Annotated in this window: 18 protein-coding genes; 9 read left to right on the top strand and 9 right to left on the bottom strand. The window is 71.6% G+C overall.

Annotated features, from left to right (window positions below; genetic code table 11):
- The first annotated feature begins 24 nt into the window (after positions 1 to 24).
- From GSF22_RS05770 to GSF22_RS05760, 3 genes are all read left to right on the top strand, one after another.
- The gene (locus tag GSF22_RS05770) at positions 25 to 1,083 is read left to right on the top strand and encodes a 3-deoxy-7-phosphoheptulonate synthase (RefSeq protein WP_307803758.1); all 1,059 of its coding nucleotides are present in this window, start codon (positions 25 to 27) and stop codon (positions 1,081 to 1,083) included.
- Positions 1,084 to 1,466: 383 nt separating this feature from the next.
- Positions 1,467 to 1,673, top strand: coding sequence for a hypothetical protein (locus GSF22_RS05765; protein ID WP_208811693.1), 207 nt, complete (start codon positions 1,467 to 1,469; stop codon positions 1,671 to 1,673).
- A gap of 31 nt (positions 1,674 to 1,704) precedes the next feature.
- Complete coding sequence (locus tag GSF22_RS05760; RefSeq protein WP_208811692.1) at positions 1,705 to 1,905, top strand: hypothetical protein; 201 nt, start codon at positions 1,705 to 1,707, stop codon at positions 1,903 to 1,905.
- Between the two features lie 75 nt (positions 1,906 to 1,980).
- Here the strand turns inward: GSF22_RS05760 and GSF22_RS05755 are convergent, their stop codons facing one another.
- The 3 genes from GSF22_RS05755 to GSF22_RS05745 form a co-directional block, all read right to left on the bottom strand.
- Positions 1,981 to 2,520 (bottom strand): DUF1360 domain-containing protein, encoded by a 540-nt coding sequence (locus GSF22_RS05755; protein WP_208811691.1) that lies wholly within the window; start codon positions 2,518 to 2,520, stop codon positions 1,981 to 1,983.
- An 82-nt stretch (positions 2,521 to 2,602) separates the two neighbouring features.
- Positions 2,603 to 2,941: a hypothetical protein gene (locus tag GSF22_RS05750; RefSeq protein WP_208811690.1), complete on the bottom strand. Its 339-nt coding sequence runs from the start codon at positions 2,939 to 2,941 to the stop codon at positions 2,603 to 2,605.
- 1 nt (position 2,942) lies between these two features.
- The gene (locus GSF22_RS05745; RefSeq protein WP_439957748.1) at positions 2,943 to 3,287 is read right to left on the bottom strand and encodes a DUF6158 family protein; all 345 of its coding nucleotides are present in this window, start codon (positions 3,285 to 3,287) and stop codon (positions 2,943 to 2,945) included.
- Between the two features lie 135 nt (positions 3,288 to 3,422).
- Here GSF22_RS05745 and GSF22_RS05740 point away from each other — a divergent pair, with 135 nt between their 5' ends.
- Both GSF22_RS05740 and GSF22_RS05735 read left to right on the top strand, forming a co-directional pair.
- Complete coding sequence (locus GSF22_RS05740; protein ID WP_208811689.1) at positions 3,423 to 3,827, top strand: hypothetical protein; 405 nt, start codon at positions 3,423 to 3,425, stop codon at positions 3,825 to 3,827.
- Positions 3,828 to 3,853: 26 nt separating this feature from the next.
- The gene (locus tag GSF22_RS05735) at positions 3,854 to 4,189 is read left to right on the top strand and encodes a DUF3817 domain-containing protein (protein WP_208811688.1); all 336 of its coding nucleotides are present in this window, start codon (positions 3,854 to 3,856) and stop codon (positions 4,187 to 4,189) included.
- Between the two features lie 36 nt (positions 4,190 to 4,225).
- Here the strand turns inward: GSF22_RS05735 and GSF22_RS05730 are convergent, their stop codons facing one another.
- From GSF22_RS05730 to GSF22_RS05705, 6 genes are all read right to left on the bottom strand, one after another.
- Positions 4,226 to 4,744, bottom strand: coding sequence for a DUF6232 family protein (locus tag GSF22_RS05730; RefSeq protein ID WP_307803755.1), 519 nt, complete (start codon positions 4,742 to 4,744; stop codon positions 4,226 to 4,228).
- 355 nt (positions 4,745 to 5,099) lie between these two features.
- Positions 5,100 to 6,101 (bottom strand): sigma-70 family RNA polymerase sigma factor, encoded by a 1,002-nt coding sequence (locus tag GSF22_RS05725; protein ID WP_208811687.1) that lies wholly within the window; start codon positions 6,099 to 6,101, stop codon positions 5,100 to 5,102.
- A gap of 638 nt (positions 6,102 to 6,739) precedes the next feature.
- Positions 6,740 to 7,705 carry an N-acetylmuramic acid 6-phosphate etherase gene (gene murQ, locus GSF22_RS05720; protein WP_208811686.1) on the bottom strand — a complete coding sequence of 322 codons (966 nt, stop codon included), beginning with the start codon at positions 7,703 to 7,705 and terminating at the stop codon, positions 6,740 to 6,742.
- Positions 7,702 to 8,613: a MurR/RpiR family transcriptional regulator gene (locus GSF22_RS05715; protein ID WP_208811685.1), complete on the bottom strand. Its 912-nt coding sequence runs from the start codon at positions 8,611 to 8,613 to the stop codon at positions 7,702 to 7,704. Before GSF22_RS05715 ends, murQ begins: the two co-directional genes overlap by 4 nt.
- 87 nt (positions 8,614 to 8,700) lie before the next feature.
- On the bottom strand, positions 8,701 to 9,717 hold the full coding sequence (locus tag GSF22_RS05710; protein WP_208811684.1) for an NAD-dependent epimerase/dehydratase family protein: 1,017 nt from the start codon (positions 9,715 to 9,717) through the stop codon (positions 8,701 to 8,703).
- A 104-nt stretch (positions 9,718 to 9,821) separates the two neighbouring features.
- The gene (locus tag GSF22_RS05705) at positions 9,822 to 10,529 is read right to left on the bottom strand and encodes a dTMP kinase (RefSeq protein WP_208811683.1); all 708 of its coding nucleotides are present in this window, start codon (positions 10,527 to 10,529) and stop codon (positions 9,822 to 9,824) included.
- Positions 10,530 to 10,699: 170 nt separating this feature from the next.
- Here GSF22_RS05705 and GSF22_RS05700 point away from each other — a divergent pair, with 170 nt between their 5' ends.
- From GSF22_RS05700 to GSF22_RS05685, 4 genes are read left to right on the top strand one after another with little or no spacing between them, the layout of a single operon-like run.
- On the top strand, positions 10,700 to 11,281 hold the full coding sequence (locus tag GSF22_RS05700; protein ID WP_208811682.1) for a nucleotidyltransferase family protein: 582 nt from the start codon (positions 10,700 to 10,702) through the stop codon (positions 11,279 to 11,281).
- Positions 11,278 to 11,550, top strand: a complete 273-nt coding sequence (locus GSF22_RS05695; protein WP_208811681.1) for a hypothetical protein — start codon at positions 11,278 to 11,280, stop codon at positions 11,548 to 11,550. Before GSF22_RS05700 ends, GSF22_RS05695 begins: the two co-directional genes overlap by 4 nt.
- 10 nt (positions 11,551 to 11,560) lie before the next feature.
- Complete coding sequence (locus GSF22_RS05690; protein ID WP_208811680.1) at positions 11,561 to 12,337, top strand: metallophosphoesterase family protein; 777 nt, start codon at positions 11,561 to 11,563, stop codon at positions 12,335 to 12,337.
- Positions 12,328 to 12,471 carry a GPGG-motif small membrane protein gene (locus GSF22_RS05685; protein ID WP_189045814.1) on the top strand — a complete coding sequence of 48 codons (144 nt, stop codon included), beginning with the start codon at positions 12,328 to 12,330 and terminating at the stop codon, positions 12,469 to 12,471. Before GSF22_RS05690 ends, GSF22_RS05685 begins: the two co-directional genes overlap by 10 nt.
- Positions 12,472 to 12,537 lie beyond the last annotated feature (66 nt).

The raw sequence follows: 12,537 nt of genomic DNA, 5'->3' as shown, positions 1-12,537 counted from the left end.
GAGTCCCACTCCCCCACCCGGGTCATCGACCAGCGGATCGACCGTGTCGTACCGCTGACCACCCCGGCCCTGCTGCACCACGAACTGCCCCTCGACGAGCAACTCACCGACGCGGTCCTGGCCGGCCGACGAGCCGTCAGCCGGGTACTGGACCGCGAGGACGACCGCCTGCTGGTCGTCGTCGGTCCGTGCTCGGTGCACGACCCGGCCGCCGCCCTGGAGTACGCCGGGCAGCTGCGCGAGGTGGCCGGGCGGCTCGCCGACGACCTGCTCGTGGTCATGCGGGTGTACTTCGAGAAGCCGCGCTCCACGGTCGGCTGGAAGGGCCTCATCAACGACCCGGGGCTGGACGGCTCCGGTGACGTGAACACCGGCCTGCGTACCGCCCGCCGCCTGCTGCTGGACGTGCTCCGGCTCGGCCTGCCGGTCGGCTGCGAGTTCCTCGACCCGATCACCCCGCAGTACATCGCGGACACCGTCGCGTGGGGGGCGATCGGCGCCCGGACCGTGGAGAGCCAGGTCCACCGGCAGCTCGCCTCGGGACTCTCCATGCCGATCGGGATGAAGAACCGCCCGGACGGCAGCATCGGCACCGCGGTGGACGCGATCCGGGCAGCCGGCGTACCGCACGTCTTCCCCGGCATCGACGTCTCCGGGACCCCGGCCATCCTGCACACCCGGGGCAACGCCGACGGGCACCTGGTGCTGCGCGGCGGGCGCGGCGAGCCGAACTACGACACCGGCTCGGTGGCACACGCCCTGGGCCTGCTGCGCGCAGCCGGCCTGCCGGAACGGGTGGTGATCGACGCCAGCCACGACAACAGCGGCAAGGACCACCGGCGGCAGCCGCTGGTGGCCGCCGACGTCGCCGCCCAGCTCGCCGCCGGCAGCCGGGGCGTCGTCGGGATCATGCTGGAGTCGTTCCTGGTACCCGGCCGGCAGGACCTCGACCCGACCTGCGAACTCGTCTACGGCCAGTCGGTCACCGACGCCTGCCTGGGCTGGGAGCAGACCGAGGCGGTACTGACCGAGCTGGCCGGCGCGGTCCGGGCCCGCCGGATCGCCGCCGCCACCCCCGCCTGAGGTGCAAGGAAGGGCCCCTTCCTATCGCTTTCGGTAGAGGAAGGGGCCCTTCCTAACACCTGGGGCGACGGGGCGGAAACAGGTGTGCCGCCCGGGGCGGACCCCGGGCGGCACGGTGTCGGTGTGCAGGTCGCCTCTCGGCGAGTGGCACGACGCGGCTCCAGCCGAACGGTATTCCGCGAAGGCAGTTAGGTGAGGCCCGGGGACACTGGACACACCGACACCTCATTCAACCAGGTTCACCGGCATGATGTTCCACCGCGACGAAGTGACGGCGCCCACCACGCCGGTCCGGTACGGTCCACCACCCCGGCCCGGCACGGTCCACCACCCCGGTAGCTGCGTACACGTTTGACCGTTTCCGTCCCGGGTAGCTGATCACCGTGACCGATGACGCACCGACCCGCGAGTTGGACGATCTCCTCGACGACATCTACCTCGGGCAGGAACGGGTCACCCAGGCGGAGATCCAGCGCCGGGCGGTCGCCCAGGAGGTACCCGCCGAGTTGCTGACCCGCATCTGCGCGCTCCCCGAGGGGGAGTACGCCCTGGAGGAGGTCGCCGAACTGCTCGGCGGTACCACCGGTTGACCGCGCCCCGGTGACGAGCGAGAGGACCCAGATGACCGAGCGAGACGACCCGCAGCACCACGAACACCTGGCCGCACTCGGCCAGCCACCGGCGGCTCCCGACCCGGACGCCGACCCTGACTTCGCCAACGAGCACGAGGAGACCGCCGTCGCCTCCGACGTGATCACCGGGGAGGACGAGGACGAACGCGAGCCGGAGTCACCCCAGGGCTGGGCCGGCATGCAGCGTTGACCCGAGAGCGACCCGGGAGCCGGGCACGCAGAGAGGGGTACCGGCCGGAACCGGTACCCCTCTCTGCGTACCCGGTCAGTCCCGGTGCGCCGGCCGCTCGGCGGTCTGCATGGCGATCGCGTACCCCATCTGGAGGAAGTCGGAGGCGGCCACCGCGGTCAGTGCGGTGGCGACCAGCCGGGTGAGGCGCGGGGAGAGCACCAGCCCACCGGTCAGGCCGGTGGCGACCCAGACGGCGAGGCAGAACGGGCAGCTCAGCAACTCGCCGATGGCGTGCCGGGTCGGGCTGCCCTGGTCGCGTACCTGCTCCATCACCTCCCCGCTGCCGATCGGCTTGTCGTACCGGGTGAACGGCGCCCGGAGCGGGCTGGTGACCGCGTCCTTGGAGAGCAGCCGGCTCAGCTTGTGCGTGGCGATGGCGAGCAGCACCACGTCGGAGGGCGCCGGCCGTTCCGGTACCGACCGACCGGTGATCCGGACCAGGGTGGCCAGCCCGGCGGTCACCCCGGCGTAGGTACCCATGGCGGCGAGGTACCCGCCGAGCGGGCGGTGTTCGTGCGGCGCGTACGCCTGGCGCAACCGCGCCACTCTCTGCTTCAGGCCACGATCGGTCACGCGATCCCCTCGCTTCTGGTCGGTGTTCCGCCGCGCACCCGGCGGTCGGCTGTCGCCCGCTCGACGGTCGGCTGCCGCCTGCTCACCCGGCGGTCAGGTTCTCCGCCACCTCGCGGGCGAGGCTGTCCAACGTCTCGTCGGCCAGCCCGTCGAGGTGCCGCCGCTCCGGGCCGGCGTCGAGGGCCAGCCGGACCCTGGAGCCCCCGGCGTTCTCCGGATGTACGACCAGTTCCGCCGACCAGTCCGGGGCGGCCGAGCTGGTCCACACGGCCCGCATCTCACCGTCTGACCGCTCGGGCCGGCACTGCCCGTCGGCGCGCAGGGTGGGCGGCAGCCAGGCGGCGGCCCGGTCCGGGTCGGTGGCGGTGTTGAAGACCACCTCGGGCGGCGCGGACATGCCGCGCTCAGCGTGTACGCCCATCTCAGAGGTCCCGCAGTCGACCCGGGTCGACCTCCCGACCCGGGTGGCGGGTCAGGTACTCGGTCTCCAGTTCCGCGGTCCGTCGCAGGTGGTTGGCCAGGGCCGCGTCGGTCGCGTGCCGCAGCGTGTCCAGCCGGGTGCGGTGCAGGCTGTGGATCTCCCGGATCAGGTCCTCGTCGGCCAGGTCCGCCGGGTCGATGCCCATCGGCTCGGGCTCTGCCACGTCGACGCCGACATCGCCGGTGTGGGCGGTGTCCCACTCCGGCATCCGCTGCTCCGGGCTGGCGTCCACCGAGCCGCCGGGGCTGGTGGACGGGTATCCGTCCCGCCGTACTGATTCGGTCATGGTGCCCTCCGGAAGCTCGTACGGGTTGGCACCTAGACGGATGCCCACCCGGTCGGTCGCCAAACCACGCCACCGGCGCGCCCGGTCTACGACGTCCCGTCGGAGTAGCCGTCGGCGCCCGGTACGCTCGTTGCCATGAAACGGCTCTGGACACCGGCGTGGATCGCCCGCCACGTGGCCACCGTCGTGCTCGTCGCCGCGTTCTCGGCCCTCGGCTGGTGGCAGATCAGCCGGGCCGCGTCCGGTAACACCCTGAGCTGGGCGTACGCGGTGGAGTGGCCGGTCTTCGCCGGCTTCGTGATCTTCCTCTGGTGGCGGGAGGTACGCCACGCCCTGGGCGGCGGCGACGGAAAGGCCGAGCAGGGCGGGCCGCCCCCGGCGGAGTCCACCGGCGGCGTCGGGTTCCGTCCTCCGGTGCGTACCGTCCGGACCGGCGGCCCGACCGACGACCCGGGGGATCCGGAACTCGCCGCCTACAACCGCTACCTGTCATGGTTGAACGCCAATCCGGGCGCGCGGCCCGGTGACTATCCCGGCTGACGCCGGTCGGAAGGGACGGATCGAAGGTGGGCGCAGCCCTTACCCGGTACCGCATGATCGCCTATGTGGTGGGCGTCGTGCTGATCATGCTCGTGGTGGTCGGCATGCCGCTGAAGTACGGTTTCGACAATCCCGTGGTGGTCGAGACCGTCGGTCCGGCCCACGGCTTCCTGTACATGCTCTACCTGCTCGCCGCCTTCGACCTCGGCCGCCGGGCCGGCTGGTCGTTGCGGCGGATGGCGCTGGTGATGCTCGCCGGTACGGTGCCGTTCGTGTCGTTCTTCGCCGAGCGGGGTGTGACCCGCGAGATCGCCGACCGGCTGCGGGCTCCGGCGCCGGAGCGGGAGCGGGTGGCCGGCTGACCGCCGGGCCCCGTCCCGCCCCGGTCGCCCGGCCGGTCACCAGGGGTCGGCGGTGGCCACCGGGTCGTCCCACCCGCCGAGCCGGGCGGCTTCCCGGGCCCGGAGCAGGGCCCGGGTCACCTGGCCGAACTCCCGTTCCTGGTCGCTGCTGAAGAGCAACTGGTCGGTACCCCGGTAGCTGCCCCACAGTTCGTGGGCGGTGGGGCGCCAGCGGCGTCCGGCCAGGGCGATCAGTGCCGGGAGCAGGGTCGCCACCCCGAGCAGGAGGTACCCGCCGGCGGAGAGCCGTTGCAGGCCACCGGTGACGCCCAGGAGGAGGGCGGTGGCGGCCACGATGCCGCCGGTCACGGTGACCGCCCGGACGGTCAGCCGGTCGTACGGTCCCCGGCTGGTACGCAGCCGGGTCAGTTCCCGGACCGCGAAGGTCCGGTCCCCGACGGTGAACCAGTGGCTGGTCACAGTGATCCCGGGTCTGTCGTACGTGGTCAGTGGCGCCGCCAGTCCGGTGACGCTGAGTGGAGACGGCAGGTGCGGTGCGGGGCCGGTGTGGTTCACGGAATGCCTCCCACGGCTCGTGCGGCGGGGCTGGGGCGATGGTGCCGGGACCGGCATCCGGTGCGTCGTGGAGAGCCGGTCGCACCGATGCGGATATCGATTCCAGTGGGCTTCCGGAACTCATTGTGTTGACCGGGCGCCACCGTGGGTGCCGGTCCGGGTACCCGTCTGGGCGACCGTCCCGGGTACCGCCTCCCGCCGCGTCACCCTTTACACCTGCTTTGCGGCACTTTGCCGCCCCGACCTTCCCGCGTCATCTGCAACGACCGACCAAAGGGGCGCAGACCACAACGGCCGGTACCCCTTCCGGGGTACCGGCCGTCGCTTTCGGTCCTGTGTCGCTCGGCGCTGCCGGTCAGGCAGCCTGGAGGCCCTCCGCCCGGGCCAGTTCCCGCAGCCGGCCCAGCGCCTGGATCTCCAACTGCCGGATCCGCTCCCGGGACAGGGAGAAGCGCGAAGCCACCTCGGTGAGCGAGTGCTCCCGCCCGTCCTCCAGGCCGTACCGGGCCCGCATGATGCCGGCCGACCGGTCGTCCAGGTGGTTGAGCAGGCCCTCGATGCGCTGCCGCTCCAGCCCGGTCAGGACGATCTCCTCCGGGGAGGGTGCGTCACTGTCCGCGACCAGGTCGCCGAGGTTGGTGTCCCCGTCGTCGCCGACCGGCGTGTCCAGCGACACCGTGTCCTGCGACCAGCGGACCAGTTCGTGTACCCGCTCGACGGTGACGCCCAGCGCCGCCGCGATCTGCTCCGGCTCCGGGTCGCTGCCCAGCTCCCGGGTGAGCTGCCGGGCCACGTTGCGCATCCGGTTGACGTCCTCGACGAGGTGCACCGGGAGCCGCACCGTCCGCTCCTGCTGGGCGATGGCCCGGCTGATCGCCTGCCGGATCCACCACGTCGCGTAGGTGGAGAACTTGAAGCCCTTCTCGTAGTCGAACTTCTCGACGGCCCGCACCAGACCGGTGTTGCCCTCCTGGATCAGATCCAGCATCGGCATGCCCGACCGGACGTACCGTCGTGCGATCGAGACGACCAGCCGCAGGTTGGCCCGGATGAACAGGTCCTTGGCCCGCTCGCCCTCGATCACCAGTCGTTCGAGTTCGTCACGGCTGACCCCGTCCGGGATGCGGTCCTCCCCGAGCAGGTGCTCGGCGTAGAGGCCGGCCTCGATCGTCCGGGAGAGTTCGACCTCCCTGGCCGCGTCGAGCAGCGGCGTCCGGGAGATCTCGTGCAGGTAGACGCCGACCAGGTCGCGCTCCTCGGCAACCTCGTCGGTCCGCATGCCGATGTTCTTGTCCACGTTGCCCACGGTCCCCTCGCTAGCGCCGGTTGCCCGGTTCCTTGCCGTCCCCACGCTCATCAGCCCTCCCCCGTGACGTTCCGCGGTGCCTGGCGGTGCTGACACCTACACAACAGTTGAGACGCACCGGGGATTCCGTCTCGTGAGTCGAAAGTGTCACGAATGCCTGAGTAGTTGCTGAGAGCACGATCGACGTTTGCTGTCAGTACCCCCTGGTCAGGGCATTTCGTGACCGACGCCACCGCCATAAGGGATCGGCGATGCACGATCCACCCGAATCGGTCGCACCATCGCGGCCGGAGCAGGCGGCTCGTCGGTCACGGAAACTCCTGAGATCCTCATCACCATGACGCAGCGGCGAGCCCGCTGGTTCACCGGTCTCAGGATTACCCCGCACCCGATCGAACAATCCGGGTCGGCGGGGCAGTCCCGCTGCGGCGCACATCACCACCCAGCGGCTACGGAATCACCACGATGCGAACGGATCGCCACGGTGCAGGCGCGGATCAGCAGGTCGGCACGGGCAGATCAGCAGGTCGGCACGGGCACGGACCGCCACCGTCGCGGGCAGATCAGCAGGTCGGCACGGGCACGGACCGCCACCGTCGCGGGCACGGACCGGCACCGGGAGTGGAACGGCCGCCGGGGTCACGACGGCACCCACCGGTGGGTGGGTGCGGGCCGAGGCCCGGAGCGGCTCAGGAGGCGAGCAGGGCCAGCGCGCCGCGTACCTGGTCGGCCGACCGGGACAGGGCGTCCCGGGCATCCGCGACCGCCGCTCCGGAGACGAGGGCGACCAGCGCCGCCTTCAGGTCGCCGCCGGCCTCGTCCAGCACCCGCCGGGAGACCTCCTCGGCACACCCGGTCGCCTCGACCAGAATCGAGATCATGCGTCCGCGCAGCTTGGCGTTGGTGGCCACCACGTCGATCATCAGGTTCGAGTAGACCCGGCCGAGGCGGACCATCACGGCGGTGGAGAAGGCGTTCAGCACCAGCTTCTGCGCGGTACCGGCCTTCATCCGGGTGGAACCGGTGACCACCTCCGGCCCGGTGTCCACCCCGATGAAGACATCCACCGAGGACGCCGCCTCCGCGTGCGGGTTGGCGCAGAGCAGTACCGTGCCGGCGCCGGCCACCCGCGCCGCGTCGAGCGCGCCGAGCACGTACGGGGTACGGCCGCTGGCGGCCAGACCGACCACCAGGTCACCGGCCTGGACGCAGTCCCGGGCCTCGGTGGCGCCCGCGTACTCGTTGTCCTCGGCATCCTCCACGGCCCGCCAGACCGCCTCCGGTCCGCCGGCGATGTGCGAGCAGAACCAGTGCTTGGGCGAGTTGAAGGTGGGGGCGAGTTCCGCCGCGTCCAGCACCCCGAGCCGGCCGGACGTCCCGGCACCGAAGTAGTGCACCCGGTGCCCGGCGCGCAACGCCCGTACCGCGAGGTCGACGGCGGCGGCGATCTCGTCGAGCACGGAGGCGACCGCGGCGGGTACCCGCCGGTCCGCCTCGTTGATCACGCGGAGCACGTCGCGGGTGGACATCAGGTCGAGGTCGGCGCTGAGCGGGTTGCGCTGCTCGGTCGGCGCGTCGACCCGGACCGTCGGTCGGGGCTGCTCCGCGAGCGGGAGAGCGGACGCGGTGTCGGGTTCCACCCGGCCCGCCGTCATGCCTTCCTCCGGTTGGTGACCCGGTGCTGCTGGACCGCCTCGGCGGTCACCTCCAGCGCCTTACGGGCCCTGGCCCGGTTCCGGGCGGCCACGCCGACGAAGAGGCAGTCGACCACGGTGAGCTGCGCCAGCCGGCTGGCCATCGCACCGGACCGGTACGTCGTCTCCCGGGCGGCGGTGGTCAGCACGTGGTCGGCGACCTCGGTGATCGGTGAGCGGGGGAAGTTGGTCAGGGCGACCGTGACCGCGCCCCGGGACCGGGCCTGCTCCAGCACCTCGATCACGTCCGAGGTGGTACCGGTGTGCGAGATCCCCACCGCGATGTCGCCCCGGCCGAGCAGTGCGGCGGAGGTGAGGGCGGTGTGCACGTCCGGGAAGTAGAAGGCGGTCCGGCCGATCCGGTGCAGTTTCTGCTGGAAGTCCGAGGCGACGAAGCCGCTGGCGCCGGCACCGTAGATGTCGATCCGTCCGGCGTTGCCGATCGCCTCGACCACCTGTTCGCAGACTGCGGGGTCGAGCTGCTCGGCCGTCTCCTCGACGGCCCGCGCGTCGTTGAAGGCGATGGTGGCGATGATCTGCGCGAGATCGGCGCCCGGCGGGATGTCGCCGCCGACCACCCGGGCGTCCGGCGGCTCCACCCGGCGGGCGGCCTCGGCCGCCAACCGGATCCGGAGCTGGGGGTAGCCGTCCATGCCGACGGATCGGCAGAACCGGATGACGGTCGCCTCCGAGGTCTCGGCGGCGGTGGCGAGATCGGTGATGGTCCGTCGCGCCGCATCCGCCGGATCGGCGACCACCAGCCGGGCCACCCGCTGCTCGGCGGGCGACAGCGACGGGAGCAGGCCACTGATGTGGACGATCAGTCCACCGGTCTCGTGACTCGCAGAAATCTTCGCACTCTTCGCCACGGATGAAACTTACTTTCACGAGGTGCTAAGCGTCAACCATGACCGCGCGTATATGACAAAAGTACGCCCGAGATTGTCGGAGCCGGGTCATCCGTCCCGTTCAGCGTGCCATTCCCGGAGCACCTCGGCCTCCACCGCGCGGCCCAGCCCACCTGGTCGGACGGCCTCCGGCGTGCTGGTCATCCAGTCGAGGGTGGCCCGGGCGGACGCCCCGACCGGACGGACGGTGAGCCCGGCGGCGAGCGCGTCGGTCACGTCCCGGGCGAGGAACCCGGCGTCCGCCGGATCACCGCCCACCCAGAGCGGCAGGGACCGGTCCCCGCTCCACGGCCGGACGTCCCGGGCCCGGAGGAACCCCCCGTCGACCCAGGTCAGCCGGGGATCCGGCCGACCGACCCCGGCGGCGATCCCGGCCAGCACCTCGGCCATCCCGCGCGCCGGACCGGTGCCGTCGAAGGTACCGCCGAGCCGGGTGGTCGCGCCGTGCAGCAGCCAGGCGGCCAGGTCCTCGACGTCGACCCACTGCACCGGCTCGTCGGGCCGGCCCGGTGCCAGCACCTCACCCCCGTCGGCGAGCCGGCGTACCCAGTAGGGGAACCGGTCGGAGGTGTCCTCCGGCCCGACGATCAGACCCGCCCGGCAGACGAAGGCCCGGTCGGGTCCGACCCGGTCGAGTACCGCCCGCTCGATGCTGACCTTGCACTCGCCGTAGAACCGGAAGTCCGGCCCCGGGCCGTCGACCCCGTCCGGCGCGGGTGGCAGCAGCGGGGTGTCGGCGACGGACCGGCCGGGCACCGAGTGGTCGGCGTAGACCGAGACGCTGGAGACGAAGACCCAGTGTCCGACCCGGTCGGCGAGGGTGTCCAGGGCGTACCGGGCGTGGTCGACCCGGCGGGTCACGTCCACCACCGCGTCGAACCAGCCGCCGTCCAGGGCCGCCAGGCCGTCCGGGTCGTCCCGGTCGACGGGTACGAAGCGGGGGCCGGCCGGCGGGGCGCCGGAGACCGACCGGGCGGCGCAGGTGACGTCGTACCCCCGGTCGTGCGCGAGCCGGGCCACCGCACGGCCGAGGAACCGGGTACCACCGAGAACGAGGATTCGCATCCGGTGATGCTGCGGCCGGACGGCCCGTTGCGGCCAGGGTTGTTAGCTGTGGGCAGACCGGTTACGCCGGCCGCGTAACCGGTGCCGGATCACCGGCGTCCGGCTCAGGTACGGGCCGGAGCGGCGGCCGGTACCTTCACCGGTGGCTGGTCGGGCATCTTCGGTGCCCGGCGCCGCGACTCCGGCAGCCACCGGGCCACCTCCGCGCCGATCGCGGCGGCGACCTGTTCCGGGGTGCCGTTGGCGTCGACCACCACGAAGGTCGGGTACTCGTGCAGCGACCGGTACGCCGTGTCGGCCGCGTTCAGGTACTCCATCGTCTCGTGGTCGGTGCCCCGCGACTCGATCCGCCGGTACGCCTCGGCCGGGTCGACGGTGAGCAGCAGGGTCAGCCCCGGCGGCGGGAAGATCCGGTAGACCAGCCGGGCGAACGTCTCCCAGCGTCGACCGCCGTGCGCCCGGATGCTGGCGTACTGGCAGTACGCGTACCGGTCCATCACCGCGACCCGCCGGGTGAGCGCCGCGCGGAGCAGGGTCCGGGCGATGGCCAGCCACCGCAGCACCGACTCGGCCAGCAGCAGCCCGTTACGGCCGAGCAGCCGTTGCGCGTCGGCCCGGCCCAGCCGCCGGGCCAGCCGGCCGAACCAGCGCCGGCCACCCGCGTTGCGCAGGTAGTTCGCCGGCACACCGGCGGCGTTCAGCGCGTCGGCGAGCTGGTGCGCCTGGGTGGTCTTGCCGGAACCGTCGATACCGATCAGGGCCACGGCACGTAGCCGTCGCCCACGCCGCCGTACCCGTTGCGCTCTGGCCACCTGGACAACGGTACCGACCACCGACACTACCTGTAGATTCACTACCAGTACAAAAACCTCATAAGGTCATGATTCAGCACCGCACAGGTGTAAACGCGTCGACTGCCGGGTACCGACACAGACCTCCAATCCGGATGACCATGTCCGCCTCCGACCGCACGGGAGATTCGATGGTTCAGCAAGGGGACGAGGGCCTGTTGCACACACTCAAACGGGTCGCCGCCGTCCTCAAACAGGCGGAGATCCCGTTCGCCCTGGGCGGCAGTTTCGCGGTGTACGCCCACGGCGGCCATTCCAGCGACCACGACGTCGACTTCCTGATCCGGGGCGAGGACGTCGACCGGGCCCTGGAGGCCCTGGTGGCCTCCGGCTTCACCGCCGAGCGCCCACCCGAGGACTGGCTGGTCAAGGTCTACGACTCGGGGCGGATGGTGGACCTGATCCACCGGCCGATCGAGACCCCGGTGACCGACGAGACCTTCACCGACACCGTGGTCCGGCCGGTGGACGCCATCCACATGCCGGTCCTCTCCGCCAGCCAGCTCATGGTGCACAAACTGCTCAGCTTCTCCCAGCACTACTGCGACTTCGCCCGGGGGCTGCCGTTGGCCCGTTCCCTGCGGGAGCAGATCGACTGGGAACGGGTACGGAAGGAGACACAGCACTCGCCGTACGCCGAGGCGTTCCTGGTCCTGCTGGACCGGCTGGACGTGGTGCCGTACTCGTCGGAGGAGGAGAAGGGGACAAGATGACCAGTTCCGCGCACGGGGGCGGTCCGCCCGACGAGTACGTCGAGGCGGAGATCCACCGGCTGTTGACCGAGAACCCGGAAATCGCCGAGCAGGGCATCACCGTGGTCCGGCGGGAGCACTCGCTGGTCCTCCAGGGCGAGGTGGAGAGCCCGCACCGGCGGGACGAGATCCTGCGCCAGGTGGCCGAACGGTTCCCCGGCATCCCGCTCACCACCGACATCGGGGTGATCCGCACCCAGGCCCCGACCGAGATCGAACAGTTGCCGTGAGGGGGACGCGATGGTGATCCGGATCGCCGCCGTCGGTGACGTGCACCTGGACGAGGACGTGGTCGGCCGGTTCCGGCCGGCGCTGGAACAGCTACCCGGGCACGCCGACGTGCTGCTGCTGGCCGGGGACCTGACCCGGCACGGGACCGAGGCCGAGGCGCGCTGCGTCGCCCGGGAGTTCGGTGGGCTGGGCGTACCGGTGGTCACCGTGCTCGGCAACCACGACCACCAGTGTGACCAGGTCCCCGAGGTGATCGGGGTCCTGGAGGAGGCCGGCATGACCGTGCTGGAGGGTACCGGCCTGGTGCTGGACACCCCCGGCGGGCGGCTGGGCATCGCCGGCGCCAAGGGCTTCGGCGGGGGCTTCGCCGGCCGGTGCGCCAGTGAGTTCGGTGAACCGGAGATGAAGGCGTTCGTCCGCACCACCAGCACCATCGCCGACCGGCTCGGCGCGACCCTGCGCGAGCTGGACTGCGACACCCGGGTCGCGCTGACCCACTACGCGCCGGTACCGGACACGCTCGCCGGTGAGCCGCTGGAGATCTACCCGTTCCTGGGGTCGTACCTGCTCGGTCAGGCGATCGACTCGGCGGACACCGCGCTGGCGATCCACGGGCATGCGCACGCCGGCAGCGAGCGGGGCACCACGCCCGGCGGGGTACGGGTCCGCAACGTGGCACACCCGGTCATCAAGCAGGCGTACAGCATCTTCCATCTGGGGGACCATCTGGACGCCGGGGAGGTTTCCACCGCTGGCGCCGGGGGTATTTCGCAACCATGGAGCTGATTCTCTGGATTCTCGCCGTGGTACTCGTGGTCGCCGGTGTGCTCGCACTCTTCCGGCGGCAGATCCTCTGGGGCATCGTCCTCATCGTGGTCGGCCTGCTGGTCGGACCGGGTGGGGTCAGCATCTTCAATTGACGCCTGTTGACATAGTTCCCCTGGATTCGCCGGGGTCGTCGCTTCCGGTACCCGTCCTCCCGATCG

This window comes from Micromonospora echinofusca, assembly GCF_017614955.1.
Taxonomy (GTDB): Bacteria; Actinomycetota; Actinomycetes; order Mycobacteriales; family Micromonosporaceae; genus Micromonospora; species Micromonospora echinofusca_A.
The sequence above is the reverse complement of the archived record's forward strand: the minus strand, read 5'-3'. Positions and strand labels throughout refer to the sequence as shown.